This is a genomic window from Streptomyces sp. NPDC056161 (assembly GCF_042268025.1).
In the GTDB taxonomy this organism is placed as follows: domain Bacteria; phylum Actinomycetota; class Actinomycetes; order Streptomycetales; family Streptomycetaceae; genus Streptomyces.
The window spans coordinates 60,412-84,423 of the sequence record NZ_JBHJUV010000030.1; the positions used below are offsets into that span (position 1 = coordinate 60,412).

General features: G+C 70.1%; 22 protein-coding genes. 12 read left to right on the top strand and 10 right to left on the bottom strand.

Annotation, left to right across the window (positions count from 1 at the left end):
• Positions 1–560: 560 nt before the first annotated feature.
• A complete protein-coding gene (locus ACFC09_RS26290) occupies positions 561–818 on the bottom strand; it encodes a DUF3263 domain-containing protein (protein WP_376532640.1) in 258 nt (85 codons plus the stop codon).
• Positions 819–918: 100 nt separating this feature from the next.
• Here ACFC09_RS26290 and ACFC09_RS26295 point away from each other — a divergent pair, with 100 nt between their 5' ends.
• From ACFC09_RS26295 to ACFC09_RS26305, 3 genes are all read left to right on the top strand, one after another.
• Positions 919–1,887 (top strand): ROK family protein, encoded by a 969-nt coding sequence (locus ACFC09_RS26295; RefSeq protein WP_376532642.1) that lies wholly within the window; start codon positions 919–921, stop codon positions 1,885–1,887.
• Positions 1,887–3,029: an N-acetylglucosamine-6-phosphate deacetylase gene (gene nagA, locus ACFC09_RS26300; protein ID WP_376532644.1), complete on the top strand. Its 1,143-nt coding sequence runs from the start codon at positions 1,887–1,889 to the stop codon at positions 3,027–3,029. Before ACFC09_RS26295 ends, nagA begins: the two co-directional genes overlap by 1 nt.
• A 146-nt stretch (positions 3,030–3,175) precedes the next feature.
• On the top strand, positions 3,176–4,096 hold the full coding sequence (locus ACFC09_RS26305; RefSeq protein ID WP_376532646.1) for a 1-phosphofructokinase family hexose kinase: 921 nt from the start codon (positions 3,176–3,178) through the stop codon (positions 4,094–4,096).
• Positions 4,097–4,135: 39 nt separating this feature from the next.
• Here ACFC09_RS26305 and ACFC09_RS26310 read toward each other — a convergent pair whose 3' ends face one another.
• Entirely contained in the window at positions 4,136–5,092 is a 957-nt protein-coding gene (locus ACFC09_RS26310) for a CBM35 domain-containing protein (protein WP_376532648.1), read from the bottom strand.
• A 130-nt stretch (positions 5,093–5,222) separates the two neighbouring features.
• Positions 5,223–6,875, bottom strand: coding sequence for a diguanylate cyclase CdgB (gene cdgB / locus ACFC09_RS26315; RefSeq protein ID WP_376532650.1), 1,653 nt, complete (start codon positions 6,873–6,875; stop codon positions 5,223–5,225).
• A 281-nt stretch (positions 6,876–7,156) separates the two neighbouring features.
• On the opposite strand from cdgB, the gene ACFC09_RS26320 reads away from it, so the two are divergent.
• Positions 7,157–7,729 (top strand): flavin reductase family protein, encoded by a 573-nt coding sequence (locus ACFC09_RS26320; RefSeq protein ID WP_376532652.1) that lies wholly within the window; start codon positions 7,157–7,159, stop codon positions 7,727–7,729.
• Positions 7,730–7,955: 226 nt separating this feature from the next.
• Positions 7,956–8,423 (top strand): GNAT family N-acetyltransferase, encoded by a 468-nt coding sequence (locus ACFC09_RS26325; protein WP_376532654.1) that lies wholly within the window; start codon positions 7,956–7,958, stop codon positions 8,421–8,423.
• Positions 8,424–8,446: 23 nt separating this feature from the next.
• On the opposite strand, the gene ACFC09_RS26330 is transcribed toward ACFC09_RS26325, so the two are convergent.
• Positions 8,447–9,349 carry a sigma-70 family RNA polymerase sigma factor gene (locus ACFC09_RS26330; protein WP_376532656.1) on the bottom strand — a complete coding sequence of 301 codons (903 nt, stop codon included), beginning with the start codon at positions 9,347–9,349 and terminating at the stop codon, positions 8,447–8,449.
• Between the two features lie 129 nt (positions 9,350–9,478).
• The gene (gene arfB, locus ACFC09_RS26335; protein ID WP_376532658.1) at positions 9,479–9,919 is read right to left on the bottom strand and encodes an alternative ribosome rescue aminoacyl-tRNA hydrolase ArfB; all 441 of its coding nucleotides are present in this window, start codon (positions 9,917–9,919) and stop codon (positions 9,479–9,481) included.
• A gap of 207 nt (positions 9,920–10,126) precedes the next feature.
• On the opposite strand from arfB, the gene ACFC09_RS26340 reads away from it, so the two are divergent.
• On the top strand, positions 10,127–10,702 hold the full coding sequence (locus ACFC09_RS26340) for a TerD family protein (RefSeq protein ID WP_376532660.1): 576 nt from the start codon (positions 10,127–10,129) through the stop codon (positions 10,700–10,702).
• A gap of 185 nt (positions 10,703–10,887) precedes the next feature.
• Here ACFC09_RS26340 and ACFC09_RS26345 read toward each other — a convergent pair whose 3' ends face one another.
• Positions 10,888–11,487, bottom strand: coding sequence for a DinB family protein (locus ACFC09_RS26345; protein ID WP_376532662.1), 600 nt, complete (start codon positions 11,485–11,487; stop codon positions 10,888–10,890).
• A 214-nt stretch (positions 11,488–11,701) separates the two neighbouring features.
• Between ACFC09_RS26345 and ACFC09_RS26350 the strand changes: the two genes are divergently transcribed.
• From ACFC09_RS26350 to ACFC09_RS26360, 3 genes are all read left to right on the top strand, one after another.
• Complete coding sequence (locus ACFC09_RS26350) at positions 11,702–13,399, top strand: stealth family protein (RefSeq protein WP_376532664.1); 1,698 nt, start codon at positions 11,702–11,704, stop codon at positions 13,397–13,399.
• A 13-nt stretch (positions 13,400–13,412) separates the two neighbouring features.
• Complete coding sequence (locus ACFC09_RS26355; RefSeq protein ID WP_376532666.1) at positions 13,413–15,230, top strand: stealth family protein; 1,818 nt, start codon at positions 13,413–13,415, stop codon at positions 15,228–15,230.
• 181 nt (positions 15,231–15,411) lie between these two features.
• Positions 15,412–15,843, top strand: coding sequence for a hypothetical protein (locus tag ACFC09_RS26360; protein WP_376532668.1), 432 nt, complete (start codon positions 15,412–15,414; stop codon positions 15,841–15,843).
• A gap of 186 nt (positions 15,844–16,029) precedes the next feature.
• Here ACFC09_RS26360 and ACFC09_RS26365 read toward each other — a convergent pair whose 3' ends face one another.
• From ACFC09_RS26365 to ACFC09_RS26375, 3 genes are all read right to left on the bottom strand, one after another.
• Positions 16,030–17,049 carry a hypothetical protein gene (locus tag ACFC09_RS26365; RefSeq protein ID WP_376532670.1) on the bottom strand — a complete coding sequence of 340 codons (1,020 nt, stop codon included), beginning with the start codon at positions 17,047–17,049 and terminating at the stop codon, positions 16,030–16,032.
• Between the two features lie 391 nt (positions 17,050–17,440).
• Positions 17,441–18,724 carry a hypothetical protein gene (locus ACFC09_RS26370; protein WP_376532672.1) on the bottom strand — a complete coding sequence of 428 codons (1,284 nt, stop codon included), beginning with the start codon at positions 18,722–18,724 and terminating at the stop codon, positions 17,441–17,443.
• Between the two features lie 408 nt (positions 18,725–19,132).
• A complete protein-coding gene (locus ACFC09_RS26375; RefSeq protein ID WP_376532674.1) occupies positions 19,133–19,909 on the bottom strand; it encodes a hypothetical protein in 777 nt (258 codons plus the stop codon).
• A gap of 278 nt (positions 19,910–20,187) precedes the next feature.
• On the opposite strand from ACFC09_RS26375, the gene ACFC09_RS26380 reads away from it, so the two are divergent.
• A complete protein-coding gene (locus tag ACFC09_RS26380) occupies positions 20,188–20,688 on the top strand; it encodes a hypothetical protein (protein WP_376532676.1) in 501 nt (166 codons plus the stop codon).
• An 82-nt stretch (positions 20,689–20,770) separates the two neighbouring features.
• On the opposite strand, the gene ACFC09_RS26385 is transcribed toward ACFC09_RS26380, so the two are convergent.
• On the bottom strand, positions 20,771–21,478 hold the full coding sequence (locus tag ACFC09_RS26385) for a pentapeptide repeat-containing protein (protein ID WP_376532678.1): 708 nt from the start codon (positions 21,476–21,478) through the stop codon (positions 20,771–20,773).
• A 153-nt stretch (positions 21,479–21,631) separates the two neighbouring features.
• Here ACFC09_RS26385 and ACFC09_RS26390 point away from each other — a divergent pair, with 153 nt between their 5' ends.
• Positions 21,632–22,792: an NAD(P)-binding protein gene (locus tag ACFC09_RS26390; protein WP_376532744.1), complete on the top strand. Its 1,161-nt coding sequence runs from the start codon at positions 21,632–21,634 to the stop codon at positions 22,790–22,792.
• A 178-nt stretch (positions 22,793–22,970) separates the two neighbouring features.
• The gene (locus tag ACFC09_RS26395) at positions 22,971–23,951 is read left to right on the top strand and encodes a zinc-binding dehydrogenase (protein ID WP_376532680.1); all 981 of its coding nucleotides are present in this window, start codon (positions 22,971–22,973) and stop codon (positions 23,949–23,951) included.
• Positions 23,952–24,012 lie beyond the last annotated feature (61 nt).

Here is a 24,012-nt window from a genome sequence, read left to right on the forward strand (position 1 = left end):
TCCTTCAGGTCAGGGTTCCCTTAGGTCAGGATTCCTTCAGGTCAGGATTCCCTCAGGTCAGGATTCCCTCAGGTCAGGATTTCCCTCAGTTCAGTAGGACCGGGGTTCTCTCGGGTCGGGGTGGGGGAGTTCGTCCTGAGTCGTCGGCGCAGCCGGGCCGGATCGACCGCGTTCACGGCTGTCTTCCCGTCCAGCTCCGAGCCCTGGCGGTAGGCCGTGGCGAAGGTCTCTTCGCCCAGCGCCGCCCGTCCCCGGCGGGTGAGTTCGGTGACCTGCCGATCGGTGCGATCGTGCGTGCCGCGCAGCCGGGAGGCAGCGCCGAGCAGGACGGCGGCCTCATGGTGCCGCCCGTGCGCCTCGGCGAGCGCGGCCGGACCCGCACGCCCAGGCGGTCCAGGGTCTGGTCCGTACAGCCGCGACCGGATCCGACCCGGCGACTCCCACCACCAGATCCGACCCGGCGACTCCCACCACCGGATCCAGCCCCGTGTCCCCTGCCCACGCCCTCACCCACGCCCACGCCCCCGCCCTCAGCGCTCCCCACGCCCCCGCCCCCGCTCTCAGCGCTCCCCGCGGCGCGTCTCACGGACCCGGCGCAGCCGGTTGACCGTGACCGGGTCGTGGGCGAGGGCGCGGGCGTCGTCCAGCAGGGCGTTCAGGAGCTGGTAGTAGCGGACCGGGGCCAGGCCCAGCTCCTCGCGTATCGCCCGTTCCTTGGCGCCGGGGCCCGGAAAGCCCCGACGCTCCAACGCGAGGATGGCCGCTTCGCGTCGGCCCAGTTCCTGGCGGCCCAGTTCGTGACGGTCGTCCGGTTCCATGGGGGAACGGTAGCGCCGGGCACCGACAGCGACCGGGTCCCGGAGCCCGCACCTGTGGACATTCGAAAGGTCTGGACCGCGTAAGTGGACTAGACCTCTTATGGGTCCGCGGTCCACACTGTTCCCCGTGAGACATGTCATCGCCCTCGACGTGGGCGGCACCGGGATGAAGGCCGCCCTGGTCGGGGACGGCGGCGAACTGCTGCACCAGGACCGCCGCCCGACCGGCCGCGAACGCGGTCCCGAAGCGGTGGTCGAGGGCATCCTCGACTTCGCCGAGGAACTGCGCGCGCGGGGCGTCGGCCGGTTCGGGGAGCCCGCGGTCGCGGCGGGCATCGCGGTCCCGGGCATCGTCGACGAGGCGGACGGCGTCGCCGTCTACTCGGCCAACCTGGGCTGGCGCGACGTACCGCTGCGCGACCTGCTCGCGGCCCGGCTCGGCGTCCCGGTCGCGCTCGGCCACGACGTGCGCACCGGCGGCCTCGCCGAGGGCCGGATCGGCGCCGGCCGGGGCGCGGACCGCTTCCTGTTCGTGCCGCTGGGCACCGGCATCGCGGGCGCCATCGGCATCGACGGCCGGGTGGAGGCGGGCGCGCACGGCTTCGCCGGCGAGATCGGCCACATCGTCGTACGGCCCGGCGGCGCCCCGTGCCCCTGCGGGCAGCGCGGCTGCCTGGAGCGGTACGCCTCCGCGGCGGCCGTGAGCGACGCCTGGGCGGCGGCCGGCGGCGGGCCCGGCGCGGACGCCGCCGACTGCGCGAAGGCCGTGGCATCCGGCCGTCCGGACGCCGTACGGATCTGGCAGGAGGCGGTGGACGCGCTGGCCGACGGGCTGGTCACCGCGCTCACCCTGCTGGACCCGCGCACGCTGATCATCGGTGGCGGGCTCGCCGAAGCCGGGGAAACGTTGTTCTCGCCGCTGCGGGACGCCGTCCGGCGCCGCGTCACCTTCCAGAAAGTCCCGTCGCTCGTCCCCGCCGCGCTCGGCGACACCGCCGGCTGCCTCGGCGCGGGGCTCCTCGCCCGGGATCTCCTCGAAACCGCTGACCCTACGGAGGTAACCGCCTGATGGCCCCCAGTACCGTTCTTGCCGGTGCCCGGGTGGTGCTGCCCACCGGGATCGTGACCGACGGCCGCGTGGCCGTCGAGGGTACCCGGATCGCGGCCGCCTCCCCCGCGGACGCCGAAGTGATCGACGTACGGGGCCACTGGGTGGTGCCCGGCTTCGTCGACCTCCACAACCACGGCGGCGGCGGCGCCTCGTTCTCGGGCACGGCCGACGAGATCCTGACGGCCGTACGCACCCACCGGCTGCACGGCAGCACCACGCTGGTCGCCTCCACCGTCACCGACGACATGGACTTCCTGGTCAAGCAGGCCGGGCTGCTGGCCGAACTGGCCGAGCAGGGCGACATCGCCGGGATCCACTTCGAGGGCCCGTTCATCTCGCCGTGCCGCAAGGGCGCGCACGCCGAGGAACTGCTGCGCGACCCGGATCCGGCCGAGGTGCTGCGGCTGGTCGAGGCGGGCCGCGGCTGGACCCGGATGGTCACCCTGGCCGCCGAACTGCCGGGCGGCATCGACTCGGTACGGCTGCTGGCGGAGCAGGGCGTGATCGCCGCCATCGGCCACACGGACGCGACGTACGAGCAGACGAAGGAGGCGATCGACGCGGGCGCGACGGTCGCCACCCACCTGTTCAACGCGATGCCGCCGCTCGGCCACCGCTCCCCCGGCCCGGTCGCCGCCCTGCTGGAGGACGAACGGGTCACGGTCGAGCTGATCAACGACGGCACCCATCTGCACCCGGCCGCGCTGGAGCTGGCGTTCAGGCACGCGGGCGCCGGGCGGGTCGCGTTCATCACCGACGCGATGGACGCGGCCGGGATCGGCGACGGCCGCTACATGCTCGGCCCGCTGGAGGTCGAGGTCAGCGAAGGGGTGGCCCGGCTGGTGCAGGGCGGCTCCATCGCGGGCTCGACCCTGACCCTGGACCGCGCCTTCAAGCGGGCGGTGACGGTCGACCGGGTGCCGGTCGAGGACGTGGTGACGGCGCTGTCCGTGAATCCGGCCCGGCTGCTGGGCCTGGCCGACCAGGTGGGTTCCCTGGAGCCCGGCAAGGACGCCGACCTCGTCCTCCTCGACGACAGCTTCGACCTCAAGGGCGTGATGCGGCGGGGCGAGTGGGTGGTCGATCCCCAACTGCCCTGATCCGTCCCCGCGTCGGGGCGTCGGCGAGGTGTCCGGGACCGTCCGCGGTCTGGGCGCCTCGCCGCCTGTTTGGCATGATCGTGACGAGACGCACGGCACAGGTCAGCACGGCACAGGTCAGCACGGCGCGAGGGAGGTCGGCCCCGGTGATCCTCACGGTCACGCTCAACACCGCTCTCGACCTCACCTATCGCGTGCGCGCGCTGCGGCCCCACGCGACGCACCGGGTGTCCGCGGTCGCCGAGCGGCCGGGCGGCAAGGGCGTGAACGTGGCCAGGGTGCTCGCGGCCCTCGGGCACGAGGTGACGGTCACCGGGTTCGCCGGCGGCGGCACCGGCCGGGAGATCCGCGAACGGCTCGCCGACACCCCGGGCGTGCTGGACGCGCTGGTCCCGATCGCGGGCGCGACCCGGCGCACGATCGCCGTGGTCGACGAGCGCAGCGGCGACACGACCCAGCTGAACGAGCCGGGGCCGCAGGTCACCGCCGTCGAGTGGGCCGCGTTCCAGGAGGCGTACGCGGGTCTGCTCGGGCCGGCCTCGGCGGTGGCGCTGTGCGGCAGCCTGCCGCCCGGGGTACCGGTGGGGGCCTACGCGGGCCTCATACGGGCCGCCCGGTCGGCCGGTGTCCCGGTGCTGCTCGACACCGACGGGGAGCCGCTGCGGCGCGGGGTGGCGGCCCGCCCGGACATCGCCAAGCCCAACGCCGAGGAGCTGGCCGAACTCACCGGATTCCACGAGCCGTTGCGCGCGGCACGGGACGCCAGGCGGCGCGGCGCCCACGCGGTGGTCGCCTCCCTCGGCCCCGGCGGTCTGCTCGCCCACACCGCGGACGGCCACTGGCGGGCCGCCCCGCCCGCCACCGTGGCCGGCAATCCCACCGGCGCAGGCGACTCGGTGGTGGCGGGCCTGCTGTCCGGCCTGGTGGAAGACCTCGCCTGGCCGGACCGGCTGGCCCGCGCGGTCGCCCTGTCGGCGGCGACGGTGGCGGCACCGGTGGCGGGGGAGTTCGATCGGCCGACCTATGAGGAAATGCTGTCGCAGACCGATGTCAGCGTGTCGGCGTGAGGTCCGTGGCAACAGCGCATCCACTCACCTGCCGGGCATTCACCAGTCGGGCTTCTGCCCCTCCTGGAGCAACGCCAACTGGTCGAGATTGAAATGGCAGGCGTCTCCCTGACCGCAGGTGACAGCCACCGTATTCGTCCCCTTGTCGAGTTGGACGGAGACGTAGGAGCGGTACCAGGCGTTCCAGTCGCCTTTTTTGCCGTAGTTCTGAAGATCCGCCTTGTAGCTCATCGCCTTGCCGTTCACGACGGTCGTCGCGCTCGCCGCGTCCTTCTCGGCGTTGGCGTACCGGATCCACAGGTCGTACGTGCCGGCCTTGGGCACGTCGACCTTCCAGGTCACCGAGGCCCCGGGCTGCGTCATCTGGTCGACGTACTTGCCGCCGTCGGCCCGCGCACCGGAGTACTCGGTGCCGACCTGGGCACCGCCCCCGAGCGTCAGAGCCGCCGCGTCCTGCACACCCGGCTCGGAGGCAGCGCTCTCCGAGGGACTTGACGAAGCCGACTCCTGGGAGCCGGCACCGTCCGTCGAGGCGGAGGCCGTGGATCCGCTGTCGCTCTTGTCGCCGTCCGAGTTGCTGAACATGGCCACGCTGATGCCGATGACCACCGCGGCGACCACCGCGATCGCGCCGATCAGCAGCCCCTTGGTGTTCGGGCCGCGGCCGTTTCGGCCGCCGCCGTGCGGGGGCTGCGGGGCGCCCGGTCCGGCACCACCGGGGTAGGTCTCGGGGGCCTGGTAGTGGGCGTTCGGCTGACCGTGGGCGCCCTGCTGCACGGGCACCGTCTGGTTCCCGTAGGCTGCCGGGGGCTGCTGGCCGTAGGGGGCCTGCTGGCCGTACTGGCGCTCCCCCACCGCGCGCACCCTGCTGACCGAGTTCGGGTAGCCGTAGCCACCGGACGGCGGCTGGGCTCCCCTGGCCTGCCCGTCGGCGTACAGATAGCCGAACGGGTCGTCGTCCTCGGGCGTGCTCGCGCCGTTGTCGCCGGGCGTCATGCCTAGTACTCCTCAACAGGTGCGGGCGGATGCGGTACGGGTTAGTGGAGACGGGTGGTGAACAGCGAGCCTACCCGCTCTCACTGGGCCAAACGGGTGACCTCGTGTGCTTCAGCCCACTGACCTGCGCTCATCCGGCTCGCCTGTGTTGTTTGGGACGAGATCGTTTCTCGACGTACATCCGCTCGTCAGCGGATTTCAACACTTCGTCCGCCGTCATGCCGCAGTGCGCCCAGCCGATGCCGAAGCTCGCGCCGACCCGCACCGCCCGGCCCTCGGCCCGGATCGGCTGGATGATCTCGTTGCGCAGGCGTACGGCGAGGTCCTGGGCGTCGGCCTTGCCGAGGCCGTCGGCCAGGATGACGAACTCGTCGCCGCCGAGGCGGGCCACCGTGTCGCCGTCGCGCACGCCGCGCGACAGCCGCCGCGCCACCTCGATGAGGACCGCGTCGCCCGCGTTGTGCCCGAACCGGTCGTTGATCGACTTGAAGCCGTCGAGGTCGCAGAAGAGGACCGCGAGGCCCTTGGTGCCGTCGTCGCGGTCGCCCTCGGGCGCGACGACGTGCACATGGTGGTCGAAGCCGTCGTAGCCCGCGGCGCCGGAGGCGAAGTCGAAGCCGTGACCGTTCACGTCGTAGGCAGGATGGCCGTACGCGGCGTCCAGGGACTCCAGGTCGTCGACGTGCGTGGGGCGGCGGCACAGGCGGGACGCGAGCCGCGCGCGCAGCTCGGCGGAGTTCGGCAGGCCGGTGAGGGAGTCGTGCGAGGCGCGGTGGGCGAGTTGCAGCTCGCGGCGCTTGCGTTCCTCTATGTCCTCGACGTGGGTGAGCAGGAAGCGGGGGCCGTCGGCGGCGTCCGCGACCACGGAGTTGCGCAGCGAGACCCAGACGTAGGAGCCGTCCCGGCGGCCCAGCCGCAGCTCCGCCCGGCCGCCCTCGGCGGAGGTGCGCAGCAGCGTGCCTATGTCCTCGGGGTGGACGAGGTCGGAGAAGGAGTAGCGGCGCATCGCGGCGGCGGGGCGGCCCAGCAGCCGGCACAGCGCGTCGTTGGTGCGCAGGATGCGGCCGTGCTGGTCCCCGCCCAGTTCGGCGATGGCCATGCCGGACGGGGCGTACTCGAACGCCTGCCGGAAGCTCTCCTCGCTCGCGCGCAGCGCCTGCTGCTCCCGCTCCAGGCGGACCAGGGCGCGCTGCATGTTCGCGCGCAGCCGGGCGTTGCTGATCGCGATGGCCGCCTGGAACGCGTACATCTGGAGGGCCTCGCGGCCCCAGGCGCCGGGGTGCCGTCCGTTGCGCGGCCGGTCCACGGAGATCACGCCGAGCAGCTCACCGGAGCCGCCGCCCTGCGCGCCGGGCGTGTTCATGGGCGCGAACAGCCGGTCGGCGGGGTGCCACTCGTCCTCGAAGCGGGGCGCGGGCCCGTCGGTGAACCACTGCGGGACGTCGTCGTCGTCGAGGACCCAGCCCTCGGTGTGCGGTATGAACCGCAGGTCGCCCCAGGACTCGCCCATGCGCAGCCGGCGCTCCCAGGACTCCCGGGAGCCGACCCGGCCGGTGATCAGGGCCTCGGCGGCGGCGTTGCCGGAGAAGGCGGCGACCACCAGGTCGCCGTCGGTGCGTACGAGGTTGACGCAGGCGAGTTCGTAGCCGAGGGCGGTGACGGCGCCGTCGGCGACGGTCTGGAGGGTGTCCGCCAGGCTGCGGGCCGTGTTCATGTCGGCCATGGCCTGGTGCAGTTGCCGGAGGGAGGCAAGGCGGACGTAGGGCTCCGACTCGGTCTCCATGCTCGCCCTCCCCCCGAGACCTCGCAGTGAATCAAGGGTTCTGTTCGGCGTTATCTCTTCCGTGGTGCCCTTGCAGCTCCACCGCCACTGAATCACAGCGCGCTGCCCACTCGGTACACAGGGTCAACAATTCCTGGCCCTTGTGACTCAAGTCACAGAAGAACATGAACAATCAGGAAGTGTCTCGGCGTACTTCGTCCCCTGGTCCTACCTGGTCCTAGGACCCGTCTCGGGCTCAGGCCCGATGCGACGGACCCGGAGCGAAGATTAGCGTTTCCGCCGTGCTGAACACTCCTTCGCCGCCCTCCCCCGCCGTCCCCGGGCATGCTGAGGGGGTGAGCAACGACGAGTTCCGGGCCGCCATGTCCCGGCTGGCCGCGGGCGTGGTCCTGGTCACCGCGCAGGAGCCGCCGCTCGACCCGGACGACCCGACGGCGCCGGCCGGCGAGGACGCCGGCATGACGGCCACGGCCTTCCTGTCCGTGTCGCTGGACCCGCCGCTGGTCATGGTCAGCCTGCGCGAGGGCTCCCGCATGGACGACCTGCTCGCCGAGCAGCCCCTGTGGGCGGTGTCCGTGCTCTCCGAGAGCCAGCGGCACATCGCCGGCCGGTTCGCCATGAAGGGCCGCATCAGCGACCGGCTGCTGTTCGAGGACATCCCCTACGCCCGCGGCGCGGTCTCCGGCGCGCCCCTGGTGCGCGGCGCCCTCGCGACCCTGGAGTGCCGCACCGAACAGATGGTCCCGGCCGGGGACCACAATCTGGTGATCGGCCGCGTACTGACCGCGGACCTGCCCAGCGCGGACGGCGGGCCGCTGCTGTACTTCCGGGGGCGGTACCGCCGGTTGGGCTGAGGACGGCGGGCCCGGGGCGCGGGCCTGGCCTGCGGGCGGGGGGCATGGCGTGCGAGCGGCGGCCCGGCGTGCGGGCCGAGGGCGAAGGCCGGGGTGCGCCGGGGTGAGGGGACGGGGGGACGTCCGCGGCAGTGTGAAATTCCCGGTGCCCCACGCAGCCGAATTCCCCGGCCCGGCGGGCAAAATTCCCTGGCCCGGTGATCGGCGGCCGGATTACCGTGCCCGGATGACGCCCCGCCTGGAAGTGATCACGCCGCGCACCCTCGACGCCGCCCTCGGCATCCGGGTCCGGCCCGACCAGGAGTCCGCCGTGGAGCCCGTCGTGCGCTCCCTCGCCGAGGCGTACGTCCAGCCCGCGGGCGTCGCCTGGCCGCGGCTGATCGTGGACGGCGACGACGACCGCCCGGTCGGCTTCCTCATGGCCTTCCTCGGCATCGACTGGCGGGGCGACGGGAGCCTGTTCCGCTCGGGCCTGTGGCGGTTGAACATCGCGGCCGGCGAACAGGGCCGCGGGTACGGCCGTTTCGCGGTCGAGTCCGTCGCCGCCGAACTGCGCCGTCGCGGCGACGAGCAGCTCCACGTCACCTGGCACCCCGGCCCGGACGGTCCCGAGGAGTTCTACCTTCGGCTCGGCTTCCGCAAGACCGGTGAGACCAGCGGGGGACAGACGGTCGGGGTGCTGGAACTGACGTAGTGCCGCCGCCGGCCCGCCGGGTCTCACAGCGGTGTGACGGTCAGCCGGGACAGGCGGTCGTCGGGGGCGATGACGATGTCGATGGCCGCGATGCGGTCATGTACGAAGGTGAAGGCCAGGACCCGTTCCGGCCGGCCGTCCACCAGCATCACCAGGCCGGGGGTCCCGTCGACCAGGGCCACGTGGGTGAGGTGGGCCAGGTGCGGGAAACGCGTCGCCCCGGCGACGACCCGCTCCGCGCCGGTCGTGACCCCGGCCGCGCTGCGGGCCACCACGTCCGGGTCGAGCACCGCGAGCAGCCCCTCGAAGTCGCCCTCGCGCGCCGCGGCCAGGAACGCCTCCACGACCTTGCGCTGCCGGGCCAGGTCGGCGCCCGGCAGCGGGGCGCCCTGCACCCGCCGCCTGGCCCGGCTCGCGAGCTGGCGGGCGGCGGCCGGGGTGCGGCCGAGAACGCCGGCGACCTCCTCGAACGGCACCGCGAACAGGTCGTGCAGCACGAACGCCAGGCGTTCGGCGGGCGTGAGGGTTTCGAGGACGACGAGGAGGGCGACGCCGACCGAGTCGGCGAGCAGGGCGTCCTGTTCGGGTCCGGCGTCCGCGACGGCGACCGTCGGGCCGGACTCCAGGGGCTCCTCGGCGCGGGACCTGCGGGAGCGGAGCATGTCCAGGCAGACCCGGCCGACCACCGTCGTCAGCCAGCTGCCCAGGTTCTCCACCCGGCCGGCGTCGGTACGGCTCAGCCGGAACCATGCCTCCTGCACCGCGTCCTCGGCCTCGGCGGCCGAGCCGAGCACGCGGTGGGCGACGGCCCGCAGCCGGGGCCGGTACACCTCGAAGCTCCGGGCCAGCGCCTCGGCCTCACCGGCACCGGCACCGTCGCCGGCGCCCGTGCCGTCGTGCCCGTGCCCTGTCCGGTGTTCGTTCATCGCCGGCCACACCCTCGTCCGTCGTGGAGACCGCCCCGTCCGTCAGGGGGACGGCGTACCTGCCGTCATGGGGACGACGTACATGGAGGTGACGTACGGCGGGACGGGAATGTGACACGAGGGACCGGCTCAGTTCGTCCAGTCCCGGCCGGACCTGCCGCGCTTGGTGTCCGAACGCTGCTTCTTCTCCCGCAGCCGCCGCTCATTGATCCCGCGCGGGATCCGGGTCGGCTTGCGGGGCTTGGGCGGCGGCGCGGTCGCCTGGGCGAGCAGGGCCGCGAGGCGCACCGCGGCGGTCTCGCGGTTGCGCCACTGGGACCGGTGCTCGGACGCCCGGACGGTCAGCACGCCGTCGGTGAGCCGGCCCGCGAGGCGCCGCAGCGCCCGGTCCTTCCACACCTGGGGGAACGCCTCGGTCCGCGCCAGGTCGAAGCGCAACTCGACCTGCGAGTCGCTGGTGTTGACGTGCTGTCCGCCGGGCCCCGACGAACGTGAGAAGCGCCACATCAGCTCGGCCTCGGGGAGTGAGACGGAGCCACGGATGACGTAAGGACCGGACATGCTCTCCATGGTCGCCTCATCGTCCGGTCCGCGTCACCCCGATTTGCCGGAGCCGAGGACCGGGCCTTTGCCGAGCCGGGGACTGGGCCAAGGAGGGTAAAAAAGGTAAAGGGATGCGGAACCTCCTGGGCCCCCCTTGGCGTTCTTCCCGGTGAGGGTAGCTTCGTCCCCAGTACGAAGCCGTAGGTAAGCAACGAGGGAAGGGACTCCCAAACCATGGCTGTAAGCCTGTCCAAGGGTGGCAACGTCTCGCTCACCAAGGAGGCTCCGGGCCTGACCGCCGTCACCGTGGGCCTCGGCTGGGACGTCCGCACCACCACCGGCACGGACTTCGACCTGGACGCCTCCGCGATCGCGGTCAACACGCAGGGCAAGGTCTACTCGGACGCCCACTTCGTCTTCTTCAACAACAAGCAGACCCCGGACAGCTCGATCGTCCACACGGGCGACAACCGCACCGGCGAGGGCGCCGGCGACGACGAGGCGATCAACGTCAACCTCGCCGCCCTCCCGGCCGACATCGACAAGATCGTCTTCCCGGTCTCCATCTACGAGGCCGAGAACCGCGGCCAGAACTTCGGCCAGGTCCGCAACGCCTACATCCGCATCGTCAACCAGGCCGGCGGCAGCGAGATCGCCCGCTACGACCTCTCCGAGGACGCCGCCACCGAGACGGCCATGGTCTTCGGCGAGCTGTACCGCAACGGCGCGGAGTGGAAGTTCCGCGCGGTCGGCCAGGGCTACGCGTCCGGTCTGGTCGGCATCGCCCAGGACTTCGGCGTCAACGTCTGAGTCACCCGGGCACGGCCGGGCCCGACCGCGTCGTTCCGCGGTCCGGGACCGGCCGTGCCCGTTCCCCTTCCCGTTCCGCACAACGGGCCGCGTCCCCTTCACCCCCGCGCGTTCACTCCCGCGCGTTCAACCTCGCGCGCACGCTTCCGCCGTGGCCGGAGTCCGGCCGGCCGCCCCGGTGCCCGTCACTGGCCCACCCGGCCGTCGATGCGCTCACGCAACAGGTCGGCGTGCCCGCAGTGCCGGGCGTACTCCTCGATCCTGTGCACCAGCAGCTCCCGTACCGCGAACCCGTCCTTCCCCAGCCGCTCACCCAGGTCCGGGTGCTCGGCCAGCACGGCGTCGGTCGCGGCCTGCTCGCGCGCCAGGGCGGTGTACGCGGCGTCCACCTCGGCCTGCTCGGCGACGGCCCCGTCGAAGTCCCAGTTGTCCCCGCCGCCCTCGCCGCCCTCGCTGTCCCCGCCACCGTCGCCGCCGTACAGCTTCGGCAGCGGCTCGCCGTCGCCGATCCAGTTGTGCCAGTCGCGCTCCACCTCGGCGAGATGCCGGACCAGGCCGAGCAGTGACATCGTCGACGGCGGCACCGACCGCCGGGCCATCTGCTCCGCGTCCAGGCCCTCGCACTTCATCAGCAGGGTTGCGCGGTAATTCGACAGAAAGTCCTGAAGTGTGGCGAGTTCGCCGTCCGGACTGACCCCGCCGCTGTTGCGCGGATCGTCCTCCGGATCGACCCACATGTCGGGGTAGACGGTCGCCCGGCTCCAGCGTGCGTTTCGCTCATCCATGCGCCCCATGATCGTGCGCGCGGACCCGCGCCCACCAGCCCCCGGACGACGCCGGTCGGCGGCGCCCTCCTGCGCCCGAACGGGTACCACCTTCAGTGATGAGAAAGTTATGTGCATCATTAATGTTCGGCGAAATCTTGCACAACCTTCCGCGCAGTGCGTGCGTCTGGTTAACGCAAGTCCATGAAGAGGTTAATGAACAGGAGCCAAGAACGTGACCGTGCGTTCCTTTGCCCGCCGGATGCGGCCGCGAGTCGAGCGGGAGGCGGCCGAGCGGGTGTGGCAGCTGCGCACCATGCGGCGGCGGCGGAGAGCAGCGGTCACGGATCCGGTGCTGCGCCCGGTCGCGGTCCGCGGCCAGCGGCTCTACGGACGGGTCGTGACCCGGTTCAGCGCGGCCGAGGCGGCCGCCGAGAACCTCGGTCTGGTCGTCGCCGCGCTGGAGAGCGAAGGCATCCCGTACTTCCTGGTGCCGGCCACCCGCACGCGGCACACCGTCGGGGTGAACGCCGTCGACCGGGAGCGTTTCGTCACCGCCCTGGAGACGCAGAACGCGGGCAAGGCGGTGTTCATCGGCAGGCCGCTGCCCGGCGGGAAGCTCAAGCATCCCGCGCTGTTCCTGGACGGCGTGCTGCCGGCCCCGCTGCGTACGTCGCCCGCGCTGCGCGTCGGGGAGAACCACCTCGGGCCCGCGGGCCAGCTGCTCGCCGGGCCGGAACTCGCCTGTGACGTCGAGTTCTGGGAGGACGGGGCGGCGCTCCTCGCCTCCGACGAAGGGCCCCGGCGGCTGGCCAAGGTGCAGCCGCAGGCGTCCGAGGACGTCTTCGCCGAGTCGCTGATCGCGCCGCGCAACAACGGCATCACGGACGTCCTGCCCGCGTCCGAGCAGCAGCCGGCCACGGTCCGCGTCGGCGACCGGGAGCTGCCCACCTTCGCCGCCCTCACCCTGCCGGCCGTGAACGAGGTGACCTTCCCCGTCGACGTCGTCTACACCTGGGTGGACGGCGAGGAGCCGGCGATGCGCGCCAAGCGGGCCCGGTACCAGGACCGCGGCACCGCCGAGATCCTGGACAAGGAGACCAACGCCTCCCGCTACACCAGCCACGACGAGCTGAAGTACTCGCTGCGCTCACTGGCGATGTACGCCGACTTCGTCCGCCACATCTACATCGTCACCGACGGCCAGAAGCCGCACTGGCTCGACGACCGGGCCGCGGGGATCACGGTCGTCGACCACCGCGACATCTTCCCCGAAGGTGTCCTGCCGGTGTTCAACTCGCACGCCATCGAGACCCGGCTGCACCACATACCGGGTCTTTCCGAGCACTACCTGTACTTCAACGACGACGTGTTCGTGGGCCGCCGGGTCACCCCGGAGCACTTCTTCCACGGCAGCGGACTCATGAAGATCCCGGTGTCCCCGCTCAAGATCGGCATCGGCAAGCCGCACGCCGAGGAGACGGCCACCAACTCCGCCAGCAAGAACGTCCGGCGCCTGCTGCTCGACAAGTTCGGGCGGATGACGACGAACAACTTCATGCACACCCCGCTGCCGCAACGGCGCGACGTGCTCCAGTCGCTGGAAGAACTCTTCGCCGAGGACATCCGCCGCACCACGGCGTCCCGGTTCCGCTCGCCGCAGGACATCGCCGTGACGGCCCCGCTGCTCTACCAGTACTCGCTGATGACCGGCCACGGCGTACCGGGCAAGTTCGGCTTCCGGTACGTCAACATCAGCCGCCCGGACGCCGAGGCACGCCTGGCCGACCTGCGCCGCACCCGCCGCTTCGACTTCTTCTGCCTCAACGACGTCGACGTACCGCCCGAGGAGCGGGAGCAGGTCAGCATCCGCATGGGCGAGTTCCTGGAGGACTACTTCCCGTTCCCCAGCCCTTACGAGAAGCAGAGCTGACGGGAACATGCCCATGGATATCCGCCACCGCCTCGCGGCGCCCGGCGGCCTGCGGGCCGTCCGCGACGTGCTGCTCCGCCTCCGGCTCCGGCTGGCGGCACGGCTGTGGACCCTGCGCGCGGCCCGAGCCCGCAGGCGCCTGCGCGCCGCCGTCCCCGGGCTGCGCCGGATCACCTGCGGAACGGTACGGCTGTACGGACAGCCGGTCGCCGGCTACACCACCGCCGACGCCGCCGAAACCGACCGCGAGCGGGTCTGCGCCCTGCTGGAGGCGATCGGCGTCCCGTACTTCCTCGTCCCCGCCGAGCACGGGTACGGCACACGGCAGGTGATCGGCGTCGCGGAGACCCACCGCGGCGACGTCCTCGCCCGAGCCGCGCAGCGCTTCGCCCGCACCGCCGGGTACGTCGGCGCCGTCGGCCCGGACGACGAGGTGACGACCGCGGTGCTGTGGGCCGACGGGAAGCTGCCGAAGGCGCTGAAGCGGGCCAGGGTGCTCCGTACCGGTGTGGTGCGGCTCGGCCCTGCCGGACAGGTCCTCAGCGGTCTCGACGCCGGGTGCGACATCGAGTTCTGGCGGCACGGCCGGGACCTGGGCACCGCCCCGGACGCGGATCCCTCCTGGCTCACCGTGCCCGGCGGCCGGCTGGAGGACGTCTTCGGCCCGGCCCTCGTGGCGCCGCGCCGCAACCGGGTGTCCGAGGTGCTGCCGGTGTCGGCGCAGCAGCCGGCCCGGGTGGCGGTCCGCCGCGGCAGCGTGCCGACGTTCGCGCCGTTCGCCGAGCCGGGCATCGACGAGGTGCGCTTCCCCGTCGACGCCGTGTACACCTGGGTCGACGGGGACGACCCGGCGATGGAGGCGAAGCGCCGTGCCCACCAGGCGGTCTCCGACAACTCCATCGCCCCGCGCGAGACCGGCGCCTCCCGCTACACCAGCCACGACGAACTGAAGTACGCGCTGCGCTCGCTGGAGATGTACGCCGGGTTCATCCGGCACGTCTACCTGGTCACCGACTCCCAGGTCCCCGCCTGGCTGGACCCGGACGCGGAGGGCCTGACCGTGGTCGACCACCGGGACATCCTCCCGGCCGACGCCCTGCCCGTCTTCAACTCGCACGCGATCGAGAGCCGGCTGCATCACATACCGGGTCTTTCGGAGCACTACCTCTACTTCAACGACGACGTCTTCATCAACCGCCCGGTGCGCGCCGAGCACTTCTTCCACGGCAACGGCATCGCCCGGATCCCGCTGTCCCCGCTGAAACTCGGCGTCGGCACCCCGCACCCGGTGGAGCCCGCGCCGAACTCCGCCGGGAAGAACACCCGCGAGGTGATCAGGCGCTTCCACGGCAGGTACATCACGCACAAGTCGCTGCACACCCCGCATCCCCAACTGCTGTCGGTCATGAACGAGATGGAGCACCTGGCCATCGAGGAGCTCCAGCGGACCTCGTACTCCCGCTTCCGCTCCACCACCGACGTCGCTCCGGCGTCCACGCTGCACCACCACTGGGCGATCGCGACCGGCCGGGCGGTCCCGGCCGACTACCGCTTCCGCTACGTCCAGCTGGGCACCCCGGACATGCGGCGGCGGCTGGCCCGCCTCGCGGCCGGCGAGGACGTCGACTTCTTCTGCCTCAACGACGTCGACACCACCCCGGAGGCCAGGACCGCGGCCCGCACCGTCATCCGCGGCTTCCTGGAACGCAAGTACCCGTTCCCGAGCCGCTTCGAGAGAGTGCGCGGGACCGTACCGCACCCGCCCGCGGCACCGTCCGCGGAACGCCTCCCGCGGCGAGCGGCCCTGGAGGACGCGGGGCACGCGGACTGACACTCCCGAGGTTTTGGACGCTCCCGACGGCGGGCGGAGCCGTCGGGCGAGCGCGGAGCCATCGGGCGAGCGGGGAGCCATCGGGCGAGCGGGGAACCGTCCGGGCGCGGAGCCGTCAGGTGGGCGGAGCCAACTCGCAACCAGCTCACCGGCGTTGGGTTGCGGGCATAGGGTTCCAGGTATGCCGCTGACCTACCTCACCCTCTCGTCCCGCCGTGGCATCGCCCTCACCTCGCTGCGGCTCGACTCGACGTACGCCGGACTGCTCGAAGGCGCACCGACCAAGCGCGTCAACGACGACATCATCGAATACCGTCTGCGCAAGGCCCGGGACGCCTACCCCGGCCTGCCCGTCCACCTCGTACCTCCCGAGCGCACCCACCGCGACAGGACCAACTTCCGGGGCGAGCCCATCGAGGACCTGCCCGCCGTCGCCTGCATCGGCGCCTTCGACTCGAACGAGATCGACCCCGCACACAACTCGGGCTGGTACTCCTCCGCCCTGGTCGTCGTCTGGTTCCAGGACACTCCGGACATCCCGTCGAACGACAACGTTCCCGCGGCCCTGCGCGACATCCCCTGGGACGAAGTGGCCCAGGATTTCGAGGACTGAGCCGGAAAGATGCGGGTTGTCCTCCTGTTCACCCGTCCCAGCGACCAGGAGGACAACCCGCATCTGACAGCATCACCCCGTACTCGACTTCCCGTGGGCGCCTGGTGACACCGCGGAACAGCGACCCGGCAGGTCCATGGACATCCTTAACACCGAACCCCCGCGGGTACCCCAGTGGTCATGAGGTCAACCCCGGCGAATGACCCTCCGATTCTCATGAGTGGGCTCGGCCGGCATCGGCATCTGGACCGCCTGCCCGGACGAACCGGCCCCAGGCGCGACAGAAGGACCACCCCCCGGAGGCAGCGTCCACTGAGCCCACTGACCCACCTCAGACCCCACCAACGGAACTTCCCACTGACCAGAACCGAACGATCCACCGACGGACGAACCAACCAGATCCTCCGGTGCAGAAAGACCCGCAGACTGATTGGAATCCCCGTAAGACTCACCCACAGCCTGCGCCGAACGAAATACAATAGGATCCGCAAATTCAGCAAGGTACTCCTCGATCACGCCCCTGACATTCGGTGGGCAACTCTTAGGTATCCCCCTCGCCCGATAATTATTGAGGTCCACTCCCACGTTGGATTCGACACCGTCTTCTGTGACATGAAGATAGCCCGCATAAGGCACAGTGCCCAAATTCTCCGGTTTTTCATAATACGCCTGCAGACCCTCAATAAAAGCATCCCACTGCTCACGCGACTTAACCGTCCCAGGGTTTGCGAAGTCGAGGACGCGGTACATCTCGACCACATCCCTGACATCCTGCGGGCAACTCTGGGGTAGCCCGTTCTTCCGCCAATTTTTAATGTCTATTCCCAATTTGCACACGTCGCCCGATTTCGCCGTATAAACATATCTTTGACGAGGCACAGTGCCCAAATTCTCCGGTTTTTCATAATACGCCTGCAGACCCTCAACAAAATCATCCCACTGCGCACGCGACTTGCTGGGCCCATGTTTATGGACGTCGAGGACGCCGTACATATTGATCACATCCCTGACATCCTCCGGGCAACTTACAGGCACACCGTCACGTCGATATTTTCTGAGGTCTGATCCCATGTTGATTTCGATGCCCGATTTCGCCTTATGAACATGTTCAGAAGGAACCGAGGTGTCCAAATTCTCCGGTTTTGCATAATACGCATGCAGACCCTCAACAAAAGCATCCCAATGCGCACGCGATTTTCTGGGCATGACATCGTTCTCCGTTCACTCGTTGTCCCCCTGGCATCCCCAACGGCCCAGTGGGCGAAACGGTTCAGCCTTCCCGGCCTCATGCCACAGATCAGCTTTGCAAGCACGTAACGCCCGGCTCAACGGCGATGCGCGATCCCGCCTGTCCCCGACCGGCTCCGCCAACGTCCCGCGGCAGATCCCACAAGGAAGTCGCGGGACCTGCCGACCCGGCCCGCACACCCGACCAGCCCGGTCCCGCAGGCCGGCCGGACACCGGCCTCTGACACCATCACCCCGTGCCCCACGTCCCGTGGGCGCCTGGTGACATCGCGGAACAGCGGAACCGGGCCCCGGCAGGTTCATGGACATCCTTCACACCGGAACCCTGCGGGTACCCAGTGGCATGAGGTCAACCCCGGCGACTGACCCTCCGCTTCTTATGGGTGGGCTCGGCCGGCATCGACATCTGGACTGCCTGTCCGGACGAACCGACCCCAGGCGCGACAGAAGGACCACCCCCCGGAGGCAGCGTCCACTGAGCCCACTGACCCACCGCAGAACCCACCAACGGAACTTCCCACTGACCAGAACCGAGCGATCCGCCGACGGACGAACCAACCAGATCCTCCGGCACAGAAGGACCCGCATACTGACTGGAATTTCCGTAAACCGCGCCCACAGCCCTTTTCGGACGAAATCCAATCGGATTTCTGAAAGCAGTGACCCTGTACCCCTCGATCACCTCCCTGACATCCGGCGGGCAATCCTTAGGAATCCCATTCGCCCGAAAGTTATTGAGGTCCACTCCCACGTTGGATCTGACGCCCGCTCCCGTCACATGAAAATAAGTAAAAGTAGGCACGGTGCCCAAATTCTCCGGCACCTCAAAGTATTTATCCAGACCCTCAACAAAAGCATCCCACTGCGCACGCGACCTACCCCGCGCAACTCTAGGGTTTGGGAGGTCAATGACGCCGTACATCTCAATCACATCCCTGACATCCGGCGGACAACTCTTAGGTGCCCCATTCGCCCGAAAGTTTCGGATGTCCGCTCCCACGTTGCTCCTGACGCCCGCTTCCGTCACATGAAAATAACTACCCGGAGGCACGGTGCCCCAATTCTCCGGCACCTCAAAGTATTTATCCAGACCCTCAACAAAAGCATCCCACTGCACACGCGACCTACCCGGCACACCCTCAGGGTTTGCGAAGTCGAGGACGCTGTATCCCGCGATCGCATCCCTGACATCCGGCGGGCAATCCTTAGGAATCCCATTCGCCCGAAAGTTTTTGAGGTCCGTTCCTATGTTGGATCTGACGCCCGCTTCCGTCTCATGAAAATATGAGTGAGGAGGCACGGTACCCAGATTCGCCTCTGTTTCATAAAATCTATACAGGCCCTCAACAAAAGCATCCCACTGCACACGCGACCTACCCGACCCACCTTTAGGGTTTGAGAATTCGATGACCCTGTATCCCGCGATCACATCCCTGACATCCGGCGGGCAATCCTTAGGAATCCCCCTCGCCCGAAAGTTATTGAGATCCGTTCCCACGTTGGATCTGACGCCCGCTTCCGTCTCATGAAAATATGGACGAGGAGGCACGGTGCCCGCATTCTCCGCTATTGCATAATATGCGTGCAGACCCTCAATAAGAGCATCCCACTGCGCACGCGACTTTTTGGGCATGACAGCGTTCTCCGTTCACTCGTTGTCCCCCCGGCATCCCCAACGGCCCAGCGGACAAAACGGTTCACCCCTCCCTGACCTCACGCCTCAGAGCTTTGCAAGCACGTGCCGCCCGACTCAACGGCGATTCGCCGATCCCGCCTGCCCCCGACCGACTCCGCCAACGTCCCACAGGTCCCACAAGGAAGTTGCGGGACCTGCACGCCCGGCCCGCACACCCGACCAGGCCCGCCAATCCCGACCAACCCGGTCCCGCAGACCGACCAGACACCGGCCTCTGACACCATCACCCCGTGCTCGACGTCCCGTGGGCGCCTGGTGACATCGCGGAACAGCGGAACAGCGACCCGGCAGGTCCATGGACATCCTTAACACCGAACCCCCGCGGGTACCCCAGTGGTCATGAGGTCAACCCCGGCGAATGACCCTCCGATTCTCATGAGTGGGCTCGGCCGGCATCGGCATCTGGACCGCCTGCCCGGACGAACCGGCCCCAGGCGCGACAGAAGGACCACCCCCCGGAGGCAGCGTCCACTGAGCCCACTGACCCACCTCAGAACCCACCAACGGAACTTCCCACTGACCAGAACCGAACGGTTCACCGACGGACGAACCAGCCTGATACTCCGGTGCAGAAAGACCCGCAGACTGATTGGAATCCCCGTAAGACTCACCCACAGCCTGCGCCGAACGAAATACAATAGGATCCGCAAATTCAGCAAGGTACTCCTCGATCACGCCCCTGACATTCGGTGGGCAACTCTTAGGTATCCCCCTCACCCGATAATTATTGAGGTCATCTCCCACGTTGGATTCGACACCGTCTTCTGTGACATGAAGATAGCCCGCATAAGGCAGTGTGCCCAAATTCTCCGGTTTTTCATAATACGCCTGCAGACCCTCAATAAAAGCATCCCACTGCTCACGCGACTTAACCGTCCCAGGGTTTACGAAGTCGAGGACGCGGTACATCTCGACCACATCCCTGACATCCTGCGGGCAATTCTGGGGCAGCCCGTTATTCCGCCAATTTTTAATGTCTATTCCCAATTTGCACACGTCGCCCGATTTCGCCGTATAAACATATCTTTGACGAGGCACAGTGCCCAAATTCTCCGGTTTTTCATAATACGCCTGCAGACCCTCAATAAAATCATCCCACTGCGCACGCGATTTTCTGGGCATGACATCGTTCTCCGTTCACTCGTTGTCCCCCCCTGGCGTCCCCCCCGGCCCAACGGGCGAAACGGTTCACCCCTCCCCGGCCTCATGCCACAGAGCTTCGCAGGCACGTGCCGCCCGGCTCAATGGCGATGCGAGATCCCGCCTGTCCCCGACCGGCTCCGCCAACGTCCCGCGGCAGATCCCACAAGGAAGTCACGGGACCTGCCGACCCGGCCCGCACACCCGACCAGCCCGGTCCCGCAGGCCGGCCGGACACCGGCCTCTGACACCATCACCCCGTGCTCGACATCGGCTACGCCCTCTCCAACCGCTTCCCGGACCCGCCGCAGACGGACTACCGGCGGGCGGACGTCCACGCTCTGCGGTACGACCTGTTCTGCGGAGACGTCTACCTCGCGGACACCAAGACGGACCGCGAGTTGTCCACAGCCTGGGGATGGGTGCCGGTGCTCGACTTCGCCTGGGCGCTGTGCGACATCGTGGAGCGGCTGGACCGGGACCCCGCCGGTTCGCGGGCCTCGCGACCGCAGCGGGCGGAGCTGGACTTCACCGAGTCGACGGACCGCGTCCTCTTCGAGCGGCGCTTCGGCTGGGTGGACGTATGGGCCGACTGGACGCCGGCCGAGGAGCCCCCGCTGTCCTTCTCCCACGCCGAACTGCGCCGCGAGGCACGGGACTTCCTGCACGACCTGCTCGCCGACCTGACCGACCTGCACGAGTCCCTGGCGGAGAACCCGGCCGTGTGGACGCTCCAGGCCCGCTTCCCCCGGGTGCCCTGAGCCGGGCGACGGAACCCCGCCGTACCGCGACTCGGTCCGGTCCGTGGCCCAGCCCGGACCGTGGCTCGGTCCGGCTCATGGCTCAGTCCAGCACCCGGATGCCCAGTTCCGCCGCCAGCAGCGGGGCCAGGTCCAGTAGCTGACCGGTGCTGAGCACCGCGCCGGACATACGGTCCACCCCGCGGGCGATCTCCAGCGGGGCGGCACCGCGCAGGTCGACGTCCACAAGAGTCGTACCGCTGAGGTCCGCCCCCTTCAGCGCGCAGTCGACGAACTCGACCCGCTCCAGACGCGCTCCCCCGAAGTCCGGTTCGACCAGGACACAGCTCTCGAAGACGACGTCCTTGAGTCTGGCCGTACGCAGATTCAGATAGTCGATCTTGCCGCCGAGGATCAGCACCCGCTCCAGCACGGCGCCGTGCAGCTGGGTGCCGCCCAGGCGGGCGTCGAGCAGCTCGACATCGCGCAGGGTCGCCTCGGCGAGGTCGGTGCCCACGCCCCGTATGCCGGTGAGCGAGCTGTCGAGGATCCGGGCCTTGCGCAGCCGCGTCTCGTCCAGCGCGCACCCCGTCAGCACGCAGTCCATGAAACGGGCCCCCGCGCCGTCCTGACCGACCAGGTCCGCTTCCTGGAACGCGATGCCGTCGTAGTCCCCGTCCGGCTCCAACTCCTGTCCGTCGTACGGCGTCGTCGGCGGCAGCCGCAGCTCGGGACGACGGGCCGCCCGCACACCACCGCTCCGGCCCGGCCCGCCGGACCCACCACCGTCACCAGTCGCTCTCCTACCCATCCGCCCATGCTGCACCACACCTCTGACAATCCGCCCTGACCTGCGACGACACCGCCGATGTCACATTCCGGCCGACTCCCCGAGTCCTATGTCCGAGCACCCGACACCGTCGTGGGCCGCCGGGCCCGAGGGAGGACACCTGCCATGCAGCGCATGCGGCGCATCACCGTAGTCGGCGGCGGCTTCGCCGGTCTCACCGCGGCCATCACCGCCGCGGAGGCAGGCGCCAAGGTCACCGTGTACGAAGCGCACCACACCCTCGGCGGACGGGCGCGCACCGCCGAGGGCCCGTACCGGACGAACGAGGGCCCGCACGCCCTGTACAGCGGCGGCCCGCACTGGACGTGGCTCAAGCGGCGCGGACTGCTCGGGCCGCTCGCTCCCCTCCCGGCGCGGGAGGCGGCCCGGCTGCGGCTGCGCCACCACGGTGTGCTGCGCCGCACCCCGCCGTTCGCGATGCTCAAGCTGCTGCGTCCCGGTGCCCCGGCGGCCCCCGTGGACCGGGACTTCCTGGGCTGGGCGACGAAGATCGCGGGCGAGGAGGGCGCACTGGCCGCCGCGCACTACTGCGCCGTCGCCCTCTTCCACCACGATCCGGGCGCGCTGTCGGCCGCCTTCGTGCAGGAGCGCCTGCGCCGGGCGACCCGGCTGCCGCCGGAGGCGCACTATCCGCGCGGCGGCTGGGCGAGCGTCATCGACCGGATGGCCGCGCGGGCCTGGAACCTGGGGGTACGGATGGAGACGCTGTCCCGCGTCGACACCCTGCCCACCGACACACCGGTGATCGTCGCCACGTCGCTCGCCGCCGCCCGCCGGCTGCTCGGCGACGACGCACTGGTCTGGCCCAGCGGGTGCGCGGTCCTCGTCGACGTGGCGGTGCGCACCCGGCGCGGTGACGCCTTCGTGGTGTCAGATCTCGACGCGCCCGGCTGGCTGGAGCGGTGCACCGCCGCGGACCGCTCCCTCGCCCCGGCCGGTGAACAGCTGATCCAGGGGCAGCTCCCGATCGGGCCGGGCGCGTCACGGGCGGACGGCGTGGCCCGCGCCGAGGAACTGCTCGACCTCGGCTTCGAGGGCTGGCGCGGGCGGGTTACCTGGCGGCGGGAGGCGGTCGCGAAGGGCCGTACCGGGGCCCTCGACCTGCCGGGCACCAGCTGGCGCGACCGGCCCGCCATCGACCGCGGCGACGGCGTGTATCTCGTCGGGGACCAGGTCGCGGCGCCCGGCGTCCTGTCGGAGGTGTCCTTCAACAGCGCGCTCACCGCCGCGTCGCTGGCCCTCGGCCACCGCACACTCGGCCTCCGGCGGGCTTGACCTCAAGCGCGCTTGAGGTCGAAGAGTGGCTTCGGCGCACAGGCACCGGCGCACGCGCCACCACCGAACGGCCGCACACACACCAACGGACACTCACGACGGAAACCACCGAAAACACCACATAAACCAGACACATCACATAAACCACCAGATCAACCGGATCATTGATGGGGAGCCCATGCACGCCATCCGCCTGCACGTCTTCGGCCCGGCCGAGAACCTGGTCCACGAGGAGGTCGCCGACCCCGCCCCCGGACCGGGCCAGGTCCGCATCGCGGTGGCCGCCGCGGGGGTCCACCTCCTCGACACCTTCCTGCGCGAGGGGCACCGGGGCCCGCTGCCCGAGCCGGCCGCCCTGCCGACCGTACCCGGGCGTGAGGTGGCCGGTGTCGTGGACGCGCTCGGCGAGGGCGTCGCCGGGCTCTGGCTCGGCCGTCGCGTGGTGGCCCACCTCGGGTCCGTCCCCGGGGGCTACGCCGAACTGGCCGTCACCGACGTCGAGCGGGTCCACGACATCCCGGAGAACCTGGACTTCGCCGAGGCGGTCGCCATGATCGGCACGGGCCGTACGGCGATGGGGATCGTGCAGTTCGCCGAGTTGGGCCCGGACTCGGTGGTAGTCGTCCCGGCGGCGGCCGGCGGCATCGGCACCCTGCTGGTGCAGTACGCGCGGCACGCCGGAGCGACGGTGGTCGGGCTCGCGGGCGGGCCCGAGAAGGTCGCGCGGGTACGGGCGAACGGCGCCGACATCGCCGTCGACTACACGGATCCCGGCTGGCCGGCCCTGGTCCGCGCCCAGTTGGGCGGGCGACGGGCGACGGTCGTCTTCGACGGGGTGGGCGGGGACGTGGCCCGGGAGTCGGTCGCGCTCCTCGGCGACGGCGGCCGGCACATCGTCTTCGGCTGGTCGGCGGAGGGCATCGGCACGGGCCGCGGCCACCTCGTCGAGGGCGTCTCCGATCAGGTGCTCGGCCCGGTGATGCTGGGCCGGGCGGGCGGCGCCAACCCGGTGCGCACACTGGAGCTGCGCGCCCTCGCGGAGGCAGCCGCGGGACGGCTGCGGCCCGCCGTCACCCGTTTCCCGCTCGCCGCGGCGGCGACCGCCCACCGCGCGCTGGAGACCCGCGGGACGATCGGCAAGGTGGTCCTGGAACCGTGACCGGCCCGGGGCCGTATCACCAGGCCATACCCGAGGGCAGCGGGTCCGCCTCACCGCACGA